The sequence below is a fragment of the Pseudoalteromonas sp. SR45-1 genome, assembly GCF_014163655.1.
In the GTDB taxonomy this organism is placed as follows: Bacteria; Pseudomonadota; Gammaproteobacteria; order Enterobacterales; family Alteromonadaceae; genus Pseudoalteromonas; species Pseudoalteromonas distincta.
In genome coordinates, this window is sequence record NZ_JACJDR010000001.1 from 1 (window position 1) to 17,359 (window position 17,359).

Annotated in this window: 15 protein-coding genes; 8 read left to right on the plus strand and 7 right to left on the minus strand. The window is 40.5% G+C overall.

The features are described 5' to 3' along the window. Positions 1-67: 67 nt before the first annotated feature. Both H5089_RS00005 and cspD read right to left on the minus strand, forming a co-directional pair. Entirely contained in the window at positions 68-2,290 is a 2,223-nt protein-coding gene (locus tag H5089_RS00005; RefSeq protein ID WP_182711173.1) for an NADP-dependent isocitrate dehydrogenase, read from the minus strand. A 511-nt stretch (positions 2,291-2,801) separates the two neighbouring features. Continuing rightward, positions 2,802-3,020, minus strand: a complete 219-nt coding sequence (gene cspD / locus H5089_RS00010; protein ID WP_002962500.1) for a cold shock domain-containing protein CspD — start codon at positions 3,018-3,020, stop codon at positions 2,802-2,804. 208 nt (positions 3,021-3,228) lie between these two features. Between cspD and clpS the strand changes: the two genes are divergently transcribed. Then, complete coding sequence (gene clpS, locus H5089_RS00015) at positions 3,229-3,537, plus strand: ATP-dependent Clp protease adapter ClpS (protein ID WP_002962498.1); 309 nt, start codon at positions 3,229-3,231, stop codon at positions 3,535-3,537. A gap of 93 nt (positions 3,538-3,630) precedes the next feature. Continuing rightward, positions 3,631-5,892: an ATP-dependent Clp protease ATP-binding subunit ClpA gene (gene clpA / locus H5089_RS00020; RefSeq protein ID WP_024595509.1), complete on the plus strand. Its 2,262-nt coding sequence runs from the start codon at positions 3,631-3,633 to the stop codon at positions 5,890-5,892. 214 nt (positions 5,893-6,106) lie between these two features. Here the strand turns inward: clpA and infA are convergent, their stop codons facing one another. The 4 genes from infA to trxB all read right to left on the minus strand — a co-directional run bounded on the left by infA (position 6,107) and on the right by trxB (position 8,877). Next, positions 6,107-6,325 carry a translation initiation factor IF-1 gene (gene infA / locus H5089_RS00025; protein ID WP_002962494.1) on the minus strand — a complete coding sequence of 73 codons (219 nt, stop codon included), beginning with the start codon at positions 6,323-6,325 and terminating at the stop codon, positions 6,107-6,109. 90 nt (positions 6,326-6,415) lie between these two features. Then, complete coding sequence (locus H5089_RS00030) at positions 6,416-7,120, minus strand: arginyltransferase (RefSeq protein WP_182711388.1); 705 nt, start codon at positions 7,118-7,120, stop codon at positions 6,416-6,418. Then, complete coding sequence (gene aat / locus H5089_RS00035; protein ID WP_182711174.1) at positions 7,113-7,829, minus strand: leucyl/phenylalanyl-tRNA--protein transferase; 717 nt, start codon at positions 7,827-7,829, stop codon at positions 7,113-7,115. Before aat ends, H5089_RS00030 begins: the two co-directional genes overlap by 8 nt. Before the next feature lie 97 nt (positions 7,830-7,926). Further along, positions 7,927-8,877 carry a thioredoxin-disulfide reductase gene (gene trxB, locus H5089_RS00040; RefSeq protein ID WP_182711175.1) on the minus strand — a complete coding sequence of 317 codons (951 nt, stop codon included), beginning with the start codon at positions 8,875-8,877 and terminating at the stop codon, positions 7,927-7,929. Positions 8,878-9,164: 287 nt separating this feature from the next. Here trxB and pssA point away from each other — a divergent pair, with 287 nt between their 5' ends. Beyond that, on the plus strand, positions 9,165-10,490 hold the full coding sequence (pssA, locus tag H5089_RS00045; RefSeq protein WP_002962483.1) for a CDP-diacylglycerol--serine O-phosphatidyltransferase: 1,326 nt from the start codon (positions 9,165-9,167) through the stop codon (positions 10,488-10,490). 120 nt (positions 10,491-10,610) lie between these two features. Here pssA and ald read toward each other — a convergent pair whose 3' ends face one another. Continuing rightward, positions 10,611-11,732: an alanine dehydrogenase gene (gene ald, locus H5089_RS00050; RefSeq protein ID WP_002962982.1), complete on the minus strand. Its 1,122-nt coding sequence runs from the start codon at positions 11,730-11,732 to the stop codon at positions 10,611-10,613. A gap of 142 nt (positions 11,733-11,874) precedes the next feature. Here ald and lrp point away from each other — a divergent pair, with 142 nt between their 5' ends. The 5 genes from lrp to crcB all read left to right on the plus strand — a co-directional run bounded on the left by lrp (position 11,875) and on the right by crcB (position 17,358). Continuing rightward, complete coding sequence (gene lrp / locus H5089_RS00055; protein ID WP_007582985.1) at positions 11,875-12,354, plus strand: leucine-responsive transcriptional regulator Lrp; 480 nt, start codon at positions 11,875-11,877, stop codon at positions 12,352-12,354. 173 nt (positions 12,355-12,527) lie between these two features. Beyond that, positions 12,528-15,026, plus strand: a complete 2,499-nt coding sequence (locus H5089_RS00060; RefSeq protein ID WP_182711176.1) for a DNA translocase FtsK — start codon at positions 12,528-12,530, stop codon at positions 15,024-15,026. After that, complete coding sequence (gene lolA / locus H5089_RS00065) at positions 15,023-15,649, plus strand: outer membrane lipoprotein chaperone LolA (RefSeq protein ID WP_182711177.1); 627 nt, start codon at positions 15,023-15,025, stop codon at positions 15,647-15,649. The genes H5089_RS00060 and lolA overlap by 4 nt, the downstream gene beginning before the upstream one ends. Continuing rightward, positions 15,642-16,985 (plus strand): replication-associated recombination protein A, encoded by a 1,344-nt coding sequence (locus tag H5089_RS00070; RefSeq protein ID WP_154903010.1) that lies wholly within the window; start codon positions 15,642-15,644, stop codon positions 16,983-16,985. The genes lolA and H5089_RS00070 overlap by 8 nt, the downstream gene beginning before the upstream one ends. Beyond that, entirely contained in the window at positions 16,978-17,358 is a 381-nt protein-coding gene (gene crcB, locus H5089_RS00075; RefSeq protein ID WP_021032117.1) for a fluoride efflux transporter CrcB, read from the plus strand. The genes H5089_RS00070 and crcB overlap by 8 nt, the downstream gene beginning before the upstream one ends. The last annotated feature ends 1 nt before the right edge of the window (position 17,359 follow it).

Consider the following 17,359-nt stretch of genomic DNA (forward strand, 5'->3'; position numbering starts at 1 on the left):
GTAAAGTTTAGAAATAAAAAAGCCGCTTACTTTTACAAGTAAGCGGCTTTTAAATTTAAACCGATATTTATACTAATTTAGCAAGAATATCGTTAAATGTAGTGCTTGGACGCATTGCTTTAAAGGCTGCATCATCGTTAGGCTGGAAGTAACCGCCTAAATCAACTGCAGGGCCTTGCGCATCGTTAAGTTCACTTACGATTTGCTCTTTATTAGACTCAAGGTCGCTAGCGATTTGAGTAAACTGTGCTTTAAGTTCACTGTCATCATCTTGCTTAGCAAGTTCTTGTGCCCAGAATAAAGATAGGAAGAAATGAGAACCACGGTTATCAATTTCTTTCACTTTACGTGAAGGCGATTTGTTTTCAGCAAGGAACGTACCTGTTGCTTTATCTAGGGTATCAGCAAGTACTTGTGCCTTGTTGTTACCAGCAGTTACGCTTAAGTGCTCAAGTGATGCAGCAAGTGCTAAAAATTCACCTAAAGAATCCCAACGTAAGTGGTTTTCTTTTTCGAATTGTTGAACATGCTTAGGTGCAGAACCACCCGCGCCAGTTTCAAATAAGCCACCACCGTTCATAAGTGGAACAATTGAAAGCATTTTAGCACTTGTACCCAACTCTAAAATTGGGAATAAATCTGTAAGGTAATCACGTAAAACGTTACCTGTTACAGAAATAGTGTCTTTACCTTCTTTAATACGCGCTAGTGAGAACAATGTTGCTTCAAGCGGTGCTAAAATTTGAATATCTAGGCCAGCTGTATCGTGATCTGGTAGGTATTTATTTACTTTTTTGATTAGCTGCGCATCATGTGCACGGTTTTCGTCTAACCAGAAAATAGCTGGAACGCCTGTTGCGCGTGCACGATTTACTGCAAGCTTAACCCAATCTTGAATTGGTGCGTCTTTAACCTGACACATACGCCAGATATCGCCTTGCTCAACACTGTGCTCAAGTAATGTATTACCATTTGCATCAACAACACGGATAGAACCGTCCGCTTTTGCTTCAAATGTTTTGTCGTGTGAACCGTATTCTTCAGCTTTTTGAGCCATAAGGCCAACATTTGGAACGCTACCCATTGTTGTTGGATCAAACGCGCCATTTTCTTTACAAAAATCGATAGTTGCTTGGTAAACACTTGAGTAACAGCGATCAGGAATTACAAAGCTAGTGTCTTGTAATTTACCATCGTTATTCCACATTTGACCGCTTGAACGGATTGCTGCAGGCATAGATGCATCGATGATCACGTCACTTGGTACGTGTAAGTTAGTAATACCACGGTCAGAATCAACCATAGCAATAGCAGGGCGGTTAGCGTAAACAGCTTGAATATCTGCTTCAATTTCTTCGCGCTTAGCATCGTCTAATGTTTGGATTTTAGAATATACGTCGCCTAAACCATTATTTACATCAACACCTAGCTCTTCAAAAAGCTCACCGTGTTTAGCAAATACATCTTTGTAGAATACTTTAACAGCGTGACCGAAGATGATTGGATCAGATACTTTCATCATTGTCGCTTTCATGTGAAGCGAGAACAAAACACCTTTCTCTTTAGCAGCGTCAATTTCTGCAGCTAAGAAAGCTTGAAGCTTAGAAGCGCTAATGCTTGATGCATCAATAACTTCGCCAGCTAAAAGAGGTGTGCTTTGTTTAAGAACAGTAACGTCACCGTTAGTTGCAACATGTTCAATACGCACATCAGTGGCTGTATCAACAGTTACTGATTTTTCTGAACCGAAGAAATCGCCTTCGCTCATACTTGCAACGTAAGACTGAGAATCTTTGCTCCACGCACCCATTGAATGTGGGTTGTTACGTGCATATTCTTTTACAGAGCCTGGCGCGCGACGATCTGAGTTACCTTCACGTAGTACAGGGTTTACTGCACTGCCTTTAATTTTGTCGTAAGCCGCTTGAATTGCTTTTTCTTCATCATTTTTAGGTTCCACAGGGTATTCTGGAAGAGCGTAACCTTTTGCTTGAAGCTCTTTAATTACAGCGCGAAGCTGTGGTACAGATGCACTGATGTTTGGTAATTTGATGATGTTTGCTTCTGGTGTTTTAGCAAGCTCGCCAAGTTCAGCAAGTGCATCACCAATGCGTTGTTCTTCTGTTAAATAATCAGGGAAGCTAGCAATTACACGACCTGCTAATGATATGTCGCGAGTTTCAACTTCAACACCGGCCGCATTTGTATATGCTTGGATGATCGGTAGCAACGAATAAGTTGCTAGTGCCGGAGCTTCGTCCGTTTTTGTATAGATAATTTTTGATGTCATCATCATTCCTAGATAGTCGACCGATAAGGTCTTATTCAACAATGCAAAGAAAATCATTACTTATGAGTGAGTACATATTATTAAACAAGTTAATAAACACGTACGCTCGTAATGAGTAGTTTGTTAGGTGTTGGTACTCAGCGTTGCTCTTTTATAAAAGCAGAATAGTCACACCTGACGAACTGGAATCGTATTTATAGCTAAAAAATTAACAAAAATAAATCAGCCTTTAGCCTAGTACATATAAAAGAGGCGATAAGGTGTTATGCGCAATTTTTAGCACCAAGAGTGTAACAAGCTTAAATAAAAAGGGCTAGAGTTTGAGCATGCCCAATAAGCAGTTAAACAATCAACTCTTAGAACATTGGGGTATATAAAATAAATTCAAGGAAAAGGGTTGAATTTGAATGAAAAGAGGCAATAAATAAGAGAAGAAGAGATAAGTTAGTATGCTTAAGGAATTAAGCGAGGATCTTAAAAGGTCGCTCGCTTTAGTCGAACAAAACAATCGTCACTCAATAATGTCACCATCTGGGGCAATATTTTTAGCGTGTAGGCCTTTAGGCCCTTGTTCTAATTCGAATGTTACATCTTGACCAGCTTTAAGCGTTTTATAGCCGTCCATTACAATTGTTGAGTAATGAGCGAAGATATCATTCTCGCAGCCGTCTTCTACGATGAAACCAAAACCTTTGGCGTTGTTGAACCATTTAACTTTACCACAAGCCATACTTCTACATCCTTCAATAAGTTGACTAATTTAGTTATTCTAAACCGTATAATTTGCTAGACTGACTAAGGTTTAATCAATCTATGTTTGACTGTAGTTTATTTAGCCAACCAGTCAAGTGTTTTGAGTTATTTTTTAACATTTTATTTATTTTTTATTCAAGTTTGCTTGAGTTACAAAGACAAGACTATATTTAATTATGAGTGGTATGAAAGATTCAGGTGTTATCGACACAGTTCGCGACAGTGAAAAGCAAAAGCTACAGCCGCCGCGAAAATATAAAGTTGTTTTAAATAACGACGACTACACGCCGATGGACTTCGTAATTGAAGTTTTAACGACGTTTTTTAATATGGATAGCGATAGAGCAACCGATGTGATGCTTCAGGTTCATGAAAAAGGTAAGGGTATTTGCGGTGTTTACAGCGCCGATGTTGCCCACACCAAAGTTGAACAAGTTAACCGTTACTCACGGGATAACGAGCATCCACTGCTTTGTAGTTGTGAGCAGGAATAATACCAATTTAATACAATTGGTATAAATACCAATTAGGGTGATCAAACATCCGATTGTTGTGGTATAAATTATTATCTCAGTAAGGGGTTGCCAATGCTAAACAAAGACTTAGAACTCACTTTAAATGCCGCGTTTCGTGAAGCGCGCACTCGCCGTCATGAGTTTATGACCGTAGAGCACCTTTTACTTGCGCTATTAGATAATCCTTCTGCAGGAGAAGCCTTAAACGCGTGTGGTGTTAATCTTTCAGGCTTAAAAACCGAATTATTAGAATTTATTGACGAAACAACACCTGTCATCCCAGATTTAGAAGAAGAGCGTGAAACTCAGCCAACGCTTGGTTTTCAGCGTGTATTACAACGTGCTGTGTTTCATGTGCAATCGTCAGGAAAAAACGAAGTGACGGGTGTCAATGTACTGGTTGCTATTTTTTCAGAGCAAGAGAGCCAAGCTGTTTATTTACTTAAAAAGCATGATGTATCGCGCTTAGATATTGTTAACTTTATTTCGCACGGCATTTCAAAAGCTGATGATGAACTAGGCGACGACAGCGATGATATACATGAAGAAGTGCAAGAAGTTCAAAACGAAGAAGCAAGTAAGCTAGACAGCTTTACAACTAACTTAAACGCTCAGGCTCGTGAAGGTAATATTGACCCATTGATTGGGCGCGACAGCGAAGTAGAGCGCACGGTACAAGTATTGTGTCGTCGTAAAAAGAATAACCCATTACTTGTTGGTGAAGCGGGCGTTGGTAAAACAGCCATTGCTGAAGGTTTAGCGTACCGTATTGTGAACGAGCAAGTACCAGAAGTAATTGCAGATGCAGTTGTGTACTCACTAGATATGGGGGCATTGCTTGCAGGTACTAAATACCGTGGCGATTTTGAAAAACGCTTTAAAAGCTTATTAAAAGAGCTTCAGGCACAACCTGGGTCTATTTTATTTATTGATGAAATACATACCATAATAGGTGCTGGCGCAGCGTCTGGTGGCGTTATGGACGCTTCAAACTTACTTAAACCACTTCTTTCAAGTGGTAAGTTACGCTGTATGGGTTCAACCACTTACAATGAGTATAAAAATATTTTTGAGAAAGACCGTGCATTAGTACGCCGTTTTCAAAAAATTGATGTACTTGAACCAAGTGTTGCTGATACCACTAAAATTTTAAATGGATTAAAAGAGCGTTACGAAGAGCACCATGGTATTCGCTACACTCAAAAAGCATTAAAAGCAGCTGCTGAACTTAGTGCTAAATACATCAATGAGCGCCACTTGCCAGATAAAGCAATTGATGTAATTGATGAAGCGGGCGCTAACCAACGTTTACAGCCTAGTTCTAAACGTAAAAAAACCATTGGTGTGGCTGATATAGAGCTAATAATATCGAAGATGGCACGTATTCCACCACAAAATGTGTCTTCAACAGATAAAGAGACGCTTAAAAATCTAGACCGTAACCTTAAAATGCTGGTGTTTGGACAAGATCAATCTATTGATGCGCTTACATCGGCTATTCGTTTATCTCGCTCAGGTTTATCAAGCGAAGAAAAACCAGTGGGTTCGTTCTTGTTTGCAGGCCCAACAGGTGTTGGTAAAACAGAAGTAACTAAGCAACTTGCTAAATGTATGGGTGTTGAGTTTATTCGTTTTGATATGTCTGAGTATGTAGAGCGCCACGCAATCAGCCGACTAATTGGTGCTCCACCAGGATATGTTGGTTTTGAGCAAGGCGGGTTATTAACCGAGGCGGTTATTAAAAACCCTCATGCGGTTGTACTTTTAGATGAGATTGAAAAAGCGCATCCAGATATTTACAATATTTTACTACAAGTTATGGATCACGGTACGTTAACCGATAATAACGGTCGTAAAGCTGATTTTAGAAATGTAGTGGTTGTAATGACTACCAATGCGGGCGTACAAGAAACTACGCGTAAGTCGATTGGTTTTACAGAGCAAGATCACACGCACGATGCAATGGGCGAAATTAATAAAGTTTTCTCGCCAGAATTTAGAAACCGTTTAGATAACATTATTTGGTTTAACCACCTTGAACGTGAAGTTATTTTACTGGTGGTTGATAAGTTTATTGTGGAACTGCAAGCTCAGCTTGATAAAAAATCGGTTAATCTTGAGCTTACGCCTAAAGCGCGTGAATGGCTCGCAGATAAAGGTTATGACAAGGCTATGGGTGCACGACCAATGGCACGTGTTATTCAAGAAGAGCTTAAAAAGCAATTAGCTAATGAAATACTGTTTGGTGAACTTGTTGATGGCGGTACAGTTAAAGTATCGGTTAAAGACAAGAAGATCCGCTTTGATTACGAGAGCAATTTAACGCCAGCGTAAAACGTTAATTACACAACTAAGTTAAATAAAAATGGCCCGCTAAATAATAGCGGGCCATTTTTTTGCCATTTTTATAGGCAACAAAAAACCCAGTAAAAACTGGGTTTTTTGTTTATTAAATGTAATTGCTAGTCAATGTCTATCAATTACATTTAATAAACGCTTAAAGCTAGTAAAACACTAGCCAAAAACTAAATCTCGTTTACGCACTTACTTAGCGAGCACGGAATACGATACGACCCTTTGATAAATCGTAAGGAGTCATTTCTACCGTTACTTTATCGCCGGTTAAAATACGGATATAGTTTTTGCGCATTTTGCCTGAAATGTGAGCCACAACTACGTGACCATTTTCTAGCTCAACTCGGAACATTGTATTTGGTAAAGTATCAAGGACTGTCCCTTGCATTTCGATTACGTCTTCTTTCGCCATGTTTAGCGTAACACCTCTTTAATAGTTAAACGCTGCAGATTTTGCCCAAAATACACCAATAAGTAAAGGCGCAGGGGCTATATTTGCAAATTAAATAGCCACCCACTCATCATTGAGCTGTTTTTGAGCTGGTAAAAACTGAGTTTTGTACTTCATTTTATCGCATTCATCAATTTGATAGCCTAAGTACACGTATTGCTTATTTTGCTCTTTTGCAAATTTAAGCTGCTCTAATATCATCACAGAGCCTAAACTATAGTGTTCATAGTCGGGGTCAAAAAAAGTATAAATTGCAGAAATAGAGCTGTTCATACAATCAGTTACGGCAACTGCGGCTAAAGTATCTTGGTGCCATAGTTCAATAAATGTGATTTTGAGCCAACTGCAAAGTAAAAAGCTTTGAAACTGTTCTTTTTCAGGAGGATACATACTTCCATCCTGATGGCGCATCGTTATGTATTTACTATAGAGCGGATAATACTCAGGGCGTTCTTGCATCGAGTATTTCACTTCAAACTGGTTTTTTGCTTTGTTTAGTTTACGTTTTTGCGATTTTGAAGGGATAAAGTCTTGTGCTAATACACGTACAGAATTACATGCACTGCATATTGGGCAGTGTGGACGATATATTTGGTTACCACTGCGACGAAACCCTAAGCCTAATAATGACTCAAATTTGTCTGTGCTGTAGCAACTAGGATCAAGAATAACTAATAGTTGCTCTTGTCTGTTGGGTAAATAACTACAGTCAAACTCTTGGGTTAAACCAACACGTGCAGGAAGTTGCTCATTCATAGATTGCGTCAAGTTCTTGTGGCTCCCACATAATAGGATTAATAATATAGTTATGTGCAGCTTTTAGTTTAGTCAAAAATGTTGAGCGGGGGATTACTTGTGCACCTAAGGTCATTAAATAAGAATTTTCTAACTGGCAATCAATAAAATGCGCATTATGACGTTTAAGCCAATTTACCAGTGCCCACATAGCAAGCTTTGAGCAATTGGTTTGATGATGAAACATTGATTCACCACAAAAAACACCATTTTGCATAATACCGTATAAGCCACCTGCAAGCTCTCCGTTGCTCCACACTTCTAAGCTATGGGCAATGCCAGCATTATGTGCATTAACGTAAGCGTTGAGCATGTCAGAGGTGATCCAAGTGCCATCGGTATCAAGGCGTTGATCGCGACAAGCTTCTATTACCTCCTCAAAGGCATTATTAATGGTTACTTTTACAGGGTGCTTTTTTAAATGTTTACGCAGGCTCTTACTTATATGAAAATCATCCAGTTCAAAAATCCCGCGTTCGCTCGGTGACCACCACATAATAGGCTCATCTTCGCTAAACCAAGGGAATATTCCGCTTTTGTATGCATTACTTAGGCGAGGTAAACTTAAATCTCCGCCAATTGCTAACAAGCCATCAGGGGATTCTAATGCGTATTCCGGATTGGGGAATGCTATATCGGTTTCACTTAATTGGTATAGCTGATTTCTCATACAGTACTTATTTTATAATTGATCGTAAAAGTGTAACTATATTTTAGACATAAAAAAAGGGCTGAATAATCAGCCCTATTATAATTTATTTAATTGCTTATAAATTATCTAAGAACCGCTCTGCATCAAGGGCAGCCATACAGCCTGTACCCGCTGATGTGATTGCTTGACGGTAAATGTGGTCAGACACATCACCTGCAGCAAAAACGCCCTCTACACTTGTTTGAGTTGCGTTACCATTCAATCCAGACTCTACAACTAAGTAGCCATCTTTCATTTCTAGTTGACCAACAAACATATCTGTATTTGGCTTATGACCAATAGCAATAAATACACCGGCTAAATCTAGCTCTTGTGTCGCTTCAGAGTGTGCATCTTTAATACGAATGCCAGTTACGCCCATTTGGTCGCCTAATACTTCGTCAAGCGTGCGGTTGTAATGTAAAACAACGTTACCGTTAGCTGCTTTTTCAGCAAGGCGGTCTGCAAGTATTTTTTCACTACGGAAACTATCACGGCGGTGAATAACATGTACTTCGTCAGCAATGTTAGATAAGTATAGCGCTTCTTCAACCGCTGTATTACCACCACCAACAACCGCTACTTTCTGACCTTTATAGAAAAAGCCATCACATGTAGCACACGCTGAAACGCCACGGCCTTGGAAATTAGTTTCAGACTCTAAGCCTAAGTATTTAGCAGACGCACCTGTTGCAATGATTAACGCATCACATGTGTAAGTACCTTGGTCGCCAGTTAGTGTGAAAGGGCGCTTAGATACATCTACTTTATTGATGTGATCGAATATGATTTCAGTTTCAAAGCGCTCAGCGTGCTCTTTCATACGATCCATTAATGCAGGGCCCGTTAAGCCGTGTGCATCACCAGGCCAGTTTTCAACTTCAGTCGTGGTTGTTAATTGGCCACCTTGTTGAATGCCTGTAATTAAAACAGGGTTTAAATTTGCACGTGCTGCATATACTGCGGCAGTATAACCAGCTGGGCCAGAGCCTAAAATTAGTAGCTTACAATGTTTTGCTTCAGTCATTATTTTTTCCTAAACGTTTAATACGGTCTTTAATGCGCTCGATTCTAAGAAAATCAAGGCGGATGTAAACAAAATCCGCGATTATTTTTTTTCGCAAATCGAAAAGCTGTGCAGTATTGTGTACTAGAGCTCAGTACTTTTACAGTTAAAACACCTAAGTAGCTCAATAAATAGACTAACAGGCAACAAAACAGCGTTAATTCATGACCCCTTTGATTTTTTTTGTTATGTTTTACCTAATTTTATTTGTCACTGATAGATTATGTGACCTAAGCGAATAGGCAACTATGTTATTTTGGCAGGAAAAACCCGCATTCGGGTTGACTTCAAAAGACGTTAACGTCTTAACCAATGCGCAAGATTACCGAACGCAATTGCTACGTTTGATAGCTAATGCAAAAAAACGAATTTATATCACAGCGCTTTATTTACAGGATGACGAAGCAGGCCGCGAGATTTTAGAAGCCCTGCATCGAGTATCATTAGAGAACCCTGCGCTTGATGTAAAAGTGCTGGTGGATTTTCATCGTGCGCAACGTGGTTTAATTGGTGCAGAGAAGTCTGATGGTAACGCAAGTTTATACTGTGACGATTTAGAAAAGTTTAAATCGAACGTACAAGTTTATGGCGTACCTGTAAAAGCTAAAGAATTATTTGGCGTATTACATTTAAAGGGTTTTGTCATTGACGATACCTTACTTTACAGCGGCGCAAGCTTAAACAACGTGTATTTGCAATATAACGAGCGTTACAGACTCGATCGTTACTTTTTAATAACGCAGAGCGAGCTGTGTGACTCAGTGGTTGATTTTATTGAGACAAAGCTAATTAGCTCCGTTGCTGTGCCACGCATAGACACACGACCGCTTAAGCGTTTACACGACTTCAAACTTGATCAAAAGCAATTAATGCGTGATTTAAAAGTCGCAAGTTACAACGCAGCAGAGCAACTGAATACGCAAGCATTAGGTATTCGTTTGTTTTTAGGGCTTGGTCGTCGTAATAACGAATTAAATCGTTTAATAAAAGCGTTATTTGATACCACAGAGCAAGAGCTTGTGTTGTATACGCCATACTTTAATTTTCCGGCGCCACTTATGCGATCACTGCGCCGATTATTAAAGCAAGGCAAGCAAGTTACGATTGTGGTAGGGGATAAAACAGCTAATGACTTTTATTTACCGCCAAGCGAGCCGTTTAGTAAAATAGGGGCGTTGCCTTATTTATACGAAACTATTTTGCATAAGTTTGTAAAAACGCAAAAACGCCACATCGATAACGGTAATTTAAATGTGTATCTGTGGAAAGATGAAAGTAATTCGTTTCATTTAAAAGGTATTTGCTCAGATAGAACAAAACATTTACTGAGTGGGCATAACTTAAATCCGCGTGCATGGGGTCTTGATATCGAAAACGGTATTTTAATAGAAGATCCAGAGCAAACAATTATGGATGCTATTGATAACGAAAAGCAGGAAATTTTACAACACTGCCGCCGTTTAACAGGCCCAGATGATTTAGAAACAATGGATGATTACCCGCAGCCAGTTAAAAAACTACTAGGCCAAGCTAAGCGCGTAAAAGTAGATTTTATAATTAAGCGTTTTATCTAAATAAGTTTATATAAATCTGAAATTTAAATATAAAAAAAAGCAGCTAATTAGCTGCTTTTTTTATGGGTTGTAGTTAGGTTACTATATTATTTAATACCAACCTAACTACGAAACGCTAAATTATGCGTTTTCTACTGCTGTGCGTGGGTCAACATATTCCATGTTGAACGCTTCAGCTACTTCTTTGTAAGTTACTTGGCCTTTAATTACGTTTAAGCCTTTTAAGAAGTGAGCGTCATCTAGTAGCGCCTTTTTATAACCTTTGTTTGCAAGGTTAATGATGAAAGGCAATGTTGCATTGTTAAGTGCAAACGTAGATGTGCGTGGAACAGCACCTGGCATGTTAGCAACACAGTAGTGAACAACTTCATCAACGATGAAAGTTGGATCAGCATGCGTCGTTGCTTTAGAAGTAGCAATACAGCCACCTTGGTCGATTGCAACGTCAACAATTGCAGAACCAGGTTTCATTGCTTTAATGTGCTCAGCAGTTACTAGTTTAGGTGCAGCTGCACCAGGGATCAGTACACCACCGATTACTAAATCAGCTTCTAGTACGTGTTTTTCTAGTGCATCAGCAGTTGAGTAAATAGCTTTAACTTTATTACCAAATTGCGCGTCTAGTGCACGTAATACGTCGATGTTACGATCAAGAACGACAACTTCAGCACCAAGACCAACAGCCATTTGCGCTGCGCTACGACCAACCATGCCGCCGCCAATTACAACAACTTTAGCAGCTTCAACGCCTGGTACGCCACCTAGTAGCATGCCACGACCGTGGTTAGATTTTTCTAGCGCTTGTGCACCAGCTTGAATAGACATACGACCAGCAACTTCGCTCATAGGAGCAAGAAGCGGTAAACCACCGCGTGAGTCAGTTACAGTTTCGTATGCAATACAAATAGCTTTGCTTTTTACAAGGTCCTCAGTTTGTGGAAGATCAGGTGCAAGGTGTAAGTAAGTGAAAAGAATTTGGTCTTCACGTAGCATTGCACGTTCAACAGCTTGCGGCTCTTTTACTTTTACAATCATGTCTGCTTTAGCGAAAACATCAGCAGCAGTTGCTAAAATTTCAGCACCCGCTTGTGTGTAATCTTCGTTAGTAAAACCAATGCCCATGCCTGCATCAGTTTCTACAATCACTTGGTGACCGTGGTTTACTAATTCACGAACACTTGCAGGAACCATACCTACACGGTATTCATGGTTTTTAATTTCTTTAGGAACACCAATAATCATATCATTTGCCTTATTAAGAACGGATTAACATTTTCCACTATTATATTCATCATAAGCCCGTGTGTCTCACCTTTTTTAAACTCAAATCTAGTGTTATCATCTAGATAATAAAAATAAACAGCATAAAAAACTAGTTGGCACTATGCATCAATTATTAGATAGAATTGACCGTAAAATTTTAATGGAATTACAACACGATGGACGCTTGTCGAACGTAGAACTGGCCAGACGAGTTGGCCTAAGCGCCACGCCCTGCTTGGAGCGAGTAAAAAAGCTAGAACGAGAAGGTTATATACTTGGCTATAAAGCGGTGGTCGATCCCGCTAAGCTTGGGCAAGGTTTATCGGTGTATGTAGAAGTAACGATTACTAAAACATCTCCCGACGTATTTGATGAGTTTAGTGCTGCGGTTAAAAAGCACGAAGAAATTATTGAATGTCATTTAGTATCGGGTAATTTTGATTTTTTACTTAAAACGCGCGTAAATGATATGTCAGAATACCGTGGCGTATTAGGCGACATACTATTGAAACTGCCAAACGTAAGTGAAAGCCGAACTTATGTAGTAATGGAAGAAGTAAAAGGTGAAGAAGGCGTAATTATTCGTCCTTATATTACTTGAGGTTATTTATATTAACTGCGTCATTTGCTTATATAAGCTCAAATTATAAAAACTTGTTCATAATCAGGCCATCAAGGTTAAGATAAAGTGCAACAAATTGCATTTCCTGCTAAGGTATTTCACTGCTAAGTAAGTGTGAATAAAAATAGAATAATAAAGAGGAATAGGGAACTATGCGCCTAAACGGTGTGCAAAGACTATTAGAAACAGGGCTGATTATCAGTACCTTTACGGCAATATTTATTTTATGTGCCTTGATCAGCTTTGATCCAGCAGATGCTGCATGGTCGCAAACTAGTTTTAGCGAAGTAAGCAACATCACAGGAGCAGCCGGTGCATGGATAGCCGACATTTTATTACTCACCTTTGGTTGGTTGGCTTACTTAGTGCCAGCGGCCATTCAGCTATTTGGCTACTTGCTATTTAAACAACCTCACCGCATTTTACAGCTTGATTACACTACCTTAGCGCTGCGTGTTATTGGTTTTGCCTTATTTATTACCTCAGCTACCGCTATTAGTAGTATTAATTTCGACGATATTTATAACTTTTCATCGGGTGGGGTAGTGGGCGATGTTATTGCATCAGCCATGATGCCTGCGTTTAACTTTACCGGTACATCTATATTATTGCTGTGTTTCTTTTTTGCAGGGCTTACCTTATTGACGGGAGTATCGTGGGTTGATTTTGTAGATTACCTTGGCGATTTAATGGTTAGGCTTTATCGCTATGTTGTATCGTATGCAAAAGGCTGGATGCACCGAGAACATACTGCAGGTAAAGTAAATAATAACGATGAAGCAGACGCCCATTTTGAAGACGATATAAAAGAGCAGATAGAGCTGCCTACATCAGCTAAAAAAGCAGATAAACAAAAAGCGATAGATAAGCCTCAAACACCGTTTAGTGAACCACAAATCAGTGATGACTTTATGCCGTTTGATGAACTTGACGATATACTCGATCAAGAAATTGGCTTTAGCGCCATAGACGACGAACCAATGGACACGGCTGCTGCATTAAATGCGCTTGATCAAAGCCCAGTTGTGGAGCCTGAAAAACCAGTTACAACGGTGGTATCGCCAGCAAGACCAATGCCTAAACCAAAAGCGCAATATCAACCACCACCAACAGCAAAAGAAAAGTTTGAGCAATTATTAACGCAAGAGCCACCACCAGGGCCATTACCATCGCTCGATTTACTCGACAGACCGGATAAAGCTAAAAACCCAATTTCGCAAGAAGAGCTTGATAGCGTATCACGCCTAGTAGAGACAAAACTTCTCGACTTTAACGTACAAGCAACCGTAGTAGCGGTATACCCAGGCCCCGTTGTTACGCGTTTTGAGCTAGATTTAGCGCCAGGTATTAAAGTGTCTAAAATTACAGGCTTAGCTAAAGATTTAGCCCGTTCGCTTTCGGCAATTAGTGTACGTGTTGTAGAAGTTATCCCAGGTAAAACCTATGTTGGTATTGAGCTTCCAAATAAACACCGTGAAATAGTTCGTTTATCAGAAGTAATAAACGCCCCTAAATTTGAGCAAAATCCGTCGCCTCTTACCATGGTGCTTGGTAAAGACATTGCTGGTCAGCCGGTATGTGCTGACTTAGGTAAAATGCCACATTTATTGGTAGCCGGTACAACTGGTTCAGGTAAATCAGTGGGCGTTAATGTCATGATAGTAAGCTTGCTTTACAAATCGGGTCCTGACGATGTACGTATGATCATGATTGACCCTAAAATGCTTGAGCTTTCAGTATACGAAGGCATTCCGCATTTATTGTGTGAAGTAGTTACCGATATGAAAGAAGCTGCTAACGCATTGCGTTGGTGTGTAGGCGAAATGGAACGTCGTTATAAATTAATGTCAGCATTGGGTGTGCGTAACTTAAAAGGTTACAACCAAAAAGTGCTTGAAGCCAATGAAGCGGGTTACCCAATTCTTGATCCATTATTTAAAGACACCGATGGCATGAAAGAAGGCCCCGACGAGCTAGGTAAATTACCAAGTATTGTTGTAGTAATAGACGAATTTGCCGACATGATGATGATTGTAGGTAAAAAAGTAGAAGAACTTATTGCACGTATTGCTCAAAAAGCACGTGCGGCAGGGATTCACTTAGTGCTTGCTACGCAGCGCCCGTCAGTTGATGTAATTACCGGCTTAATTAAAGCTAATATTCCAACACGTATGGCGTTTCAGGTATCGAGCAAAATAGATTCACGGACAATACTTGACCAACAAGGCGCAGAAAACTTACTAGGCATGGGCGACATGCTTTATTTACCGCCAGGCACTAGCGTACCAGAGCGTGTGCATGGCGCGTTTGTAGACGACCACGAAGTACACGCCGTAGTAAACGATTGGAAAGCACGTGCTAAACCAAATTACATTGACGAAATACTCAATGGCGATGCCACTGAAGATATTTTATTACCGGGTGAAGCTAGCGAAAATACAGATGAAGAATCTGATCCGTTATACGACGAAGCTGTGTCGTTTGTAATTGAAACCGGCAAAGTATCGGTATCGTCAGTGCAACGTAAATTACGTGTTGGCTATAACCGCGCAGCACGTTTAGTAGAACAAATGGAAACATCGGGTATCGTGAGTTCACCAGGTCATAACGGCGCTCGCGATGTATTAGTACCTAATGGAGCAAATTCATGAAAAAAGTTAACGCCTTATTATTAGTGTTAGGCAGCGTACTTGCCGCACCAAGCTTTGCTGACGACAGCCAAGCATTACAAGACAGACTTGCCACTTTAAAAAGCTTTAAAGCGCAGTTTGCACAACAAGTAACAGACAAAGAAGGCCAAGCAGTTATGCAAGGCGAGGGCACAATAGCGCTTCAACAGCCTATGATGATTCGCTGGCAGCAAACTAATCCAGACGATACGTTATTTGTATCAAACGGTGATAAAACATATTACTTCGACAGCTTTGCTGAGCAAGTAACAATTATGAAAACCAGCAGCCTAATCGACTCAACACCATTTGTGCTACTGACATCAAAAGACCCAGTACAGTGGGAAAAATACAGCGTACTTGCAACAAGTACAGGCTTTAGCGTAACGCCAAATAAAGGCGTAGAAAGCCAAGTAGAACAACTTGATATAGCATTTGCGGGTAACGAGCAAGGGCTTGCTAAACTAGTGGTTACCGACAACTCAGGGCAGCTATCGTCATTTACGTTTAACAATGCCCAAGTTAATACGCCGCTTGATCAAAGCACTTTTGAATTTACGCCTCCTGAAGGTGTTGAAATAGACGATCAGAGTAACGGTGAGTAATTTAGGTTTTAATTTTGGGCCCGATGTACGCCCACTTGCTGCGCGTATGCGCCCTACAACGCTTGATGAATACATTGGTCAGCAGCACTTATTAAGTGCTGATAAACCACTGCATCAAGCCATTGTCGCGGGGCGATGCCATAGTTTAATTTTATGGGGTCCGCCTGGTGTTGGTAAAACAACACTTGCGCAAATAATTGCCAACCATGCTGATGCCTCACTTATTCAAATGTCGGCGGTAACTGCAGGCGTAAAAGATATACGCGACAGCGTAACGCAAGCGCGGGACAACCTAGAAAGCCGTGGCCAACGCACCCTTATGTTTGTTGACGAAGTTCATCGCTTTAATAAATCCCAACAAGATGCATTTTTACCGCACATAGAAGACGGCACCTTTATATTTGTAGGTGCAACCACAGAAAACCCATCGTTTGCCCTTAACAACGCTATATTGTCGCGTGCGCGCGTGTATGTTTTAAAATCGCTTGCCGATACCGACTTATACACCGTAATAGAGCGCGCACTTAAACAAGACGAGCAGCTAAGCCAAAAACACATCACTATTGCCGACAACGCTAAAAAGGCACTGTGCCAAGCAAGTGGCGGCGATGCGCGTAAAGTACTTAATTTACTTGAACAAGCAGTTGACTTAACAACCGAGAAAAACGGTCAATACAACGTAGATGAGCACGTACTTAGCCAAGTGCTACCCACGCATTTAGCTAAATATGATAAAGGCGGCGATGAGTTTTACGATTTAATATCGGCCTTTCATAAATCAGTACGAGGTAGCTCCCCCGACGGTGCACTGTATTGGTATTGCCGAATTTTAGCCGGTGGTGGCGACCCTTTGTATGTAGCAAGGCGTTTACTTGCCATAGCTACAGAAGACATTGGTAACGCCGATCCGCGTGCGATGGAAGTGGCTTTAAACGCGTGGGATATATTTCAACGTGTTGGCCCAAGCGAGGGCGAGCGTGCAATAGCACAAGCCACACTGTATTTAGCCAGCGCACCTAAAAGTAATGCAGTTTATATGGCGTTTAATCAAGCAAAAGCAGATGCCAAAAACGAGCCAAGTTACCCAGTACCAGAGCATTTACGTAATGCCCCAACTAACTTAATGAAAGACTTAGGGTATGGCGCTGAGTACCGTTATGCGCACAATGAAGAAGGCGCATTTGCCGCAGGTGAAAAATACTTACCACCAGAGATGGACGGCAAAGAATATTACTTACCGAGCGAGCGCGGACTTGAGCAAAAAATAAAACAAAAACTCGATTACCTAAAAGAGCGCGATGCGCAAAGCCCACTTAGACGATACGAAAATGATTAAACTTTATATGATGATCGCCCTTGGCGGAGCCTCAGGTGCGTGTTTACGGTTTTTTATTAGCGAAAGCATGCTAAAACTCCTCGGTAGGGGATTCCCTTTTGGCACGTTGACGGTTAATATTCTGGGTTCATTGTTAATGGGCATTTTGTACGGTTTGATAGATAAAGAAATTATCACCGCAAGCCCCGCCAAAACCCTTATCGGTATTGGCTTTTTAGGTGCATTAACCACCTTTTCAACATTCTCAATGGACTCGTTGTTGTTATTACAACAAGGTCACTTTATTAAAATGGCCCTCAATATCATCTTAAACGTGATGGTGTGTATTTTTATGGCTTGGCTGGGCCTTCAGCTAGTAATGCAAAAAGGTTAAA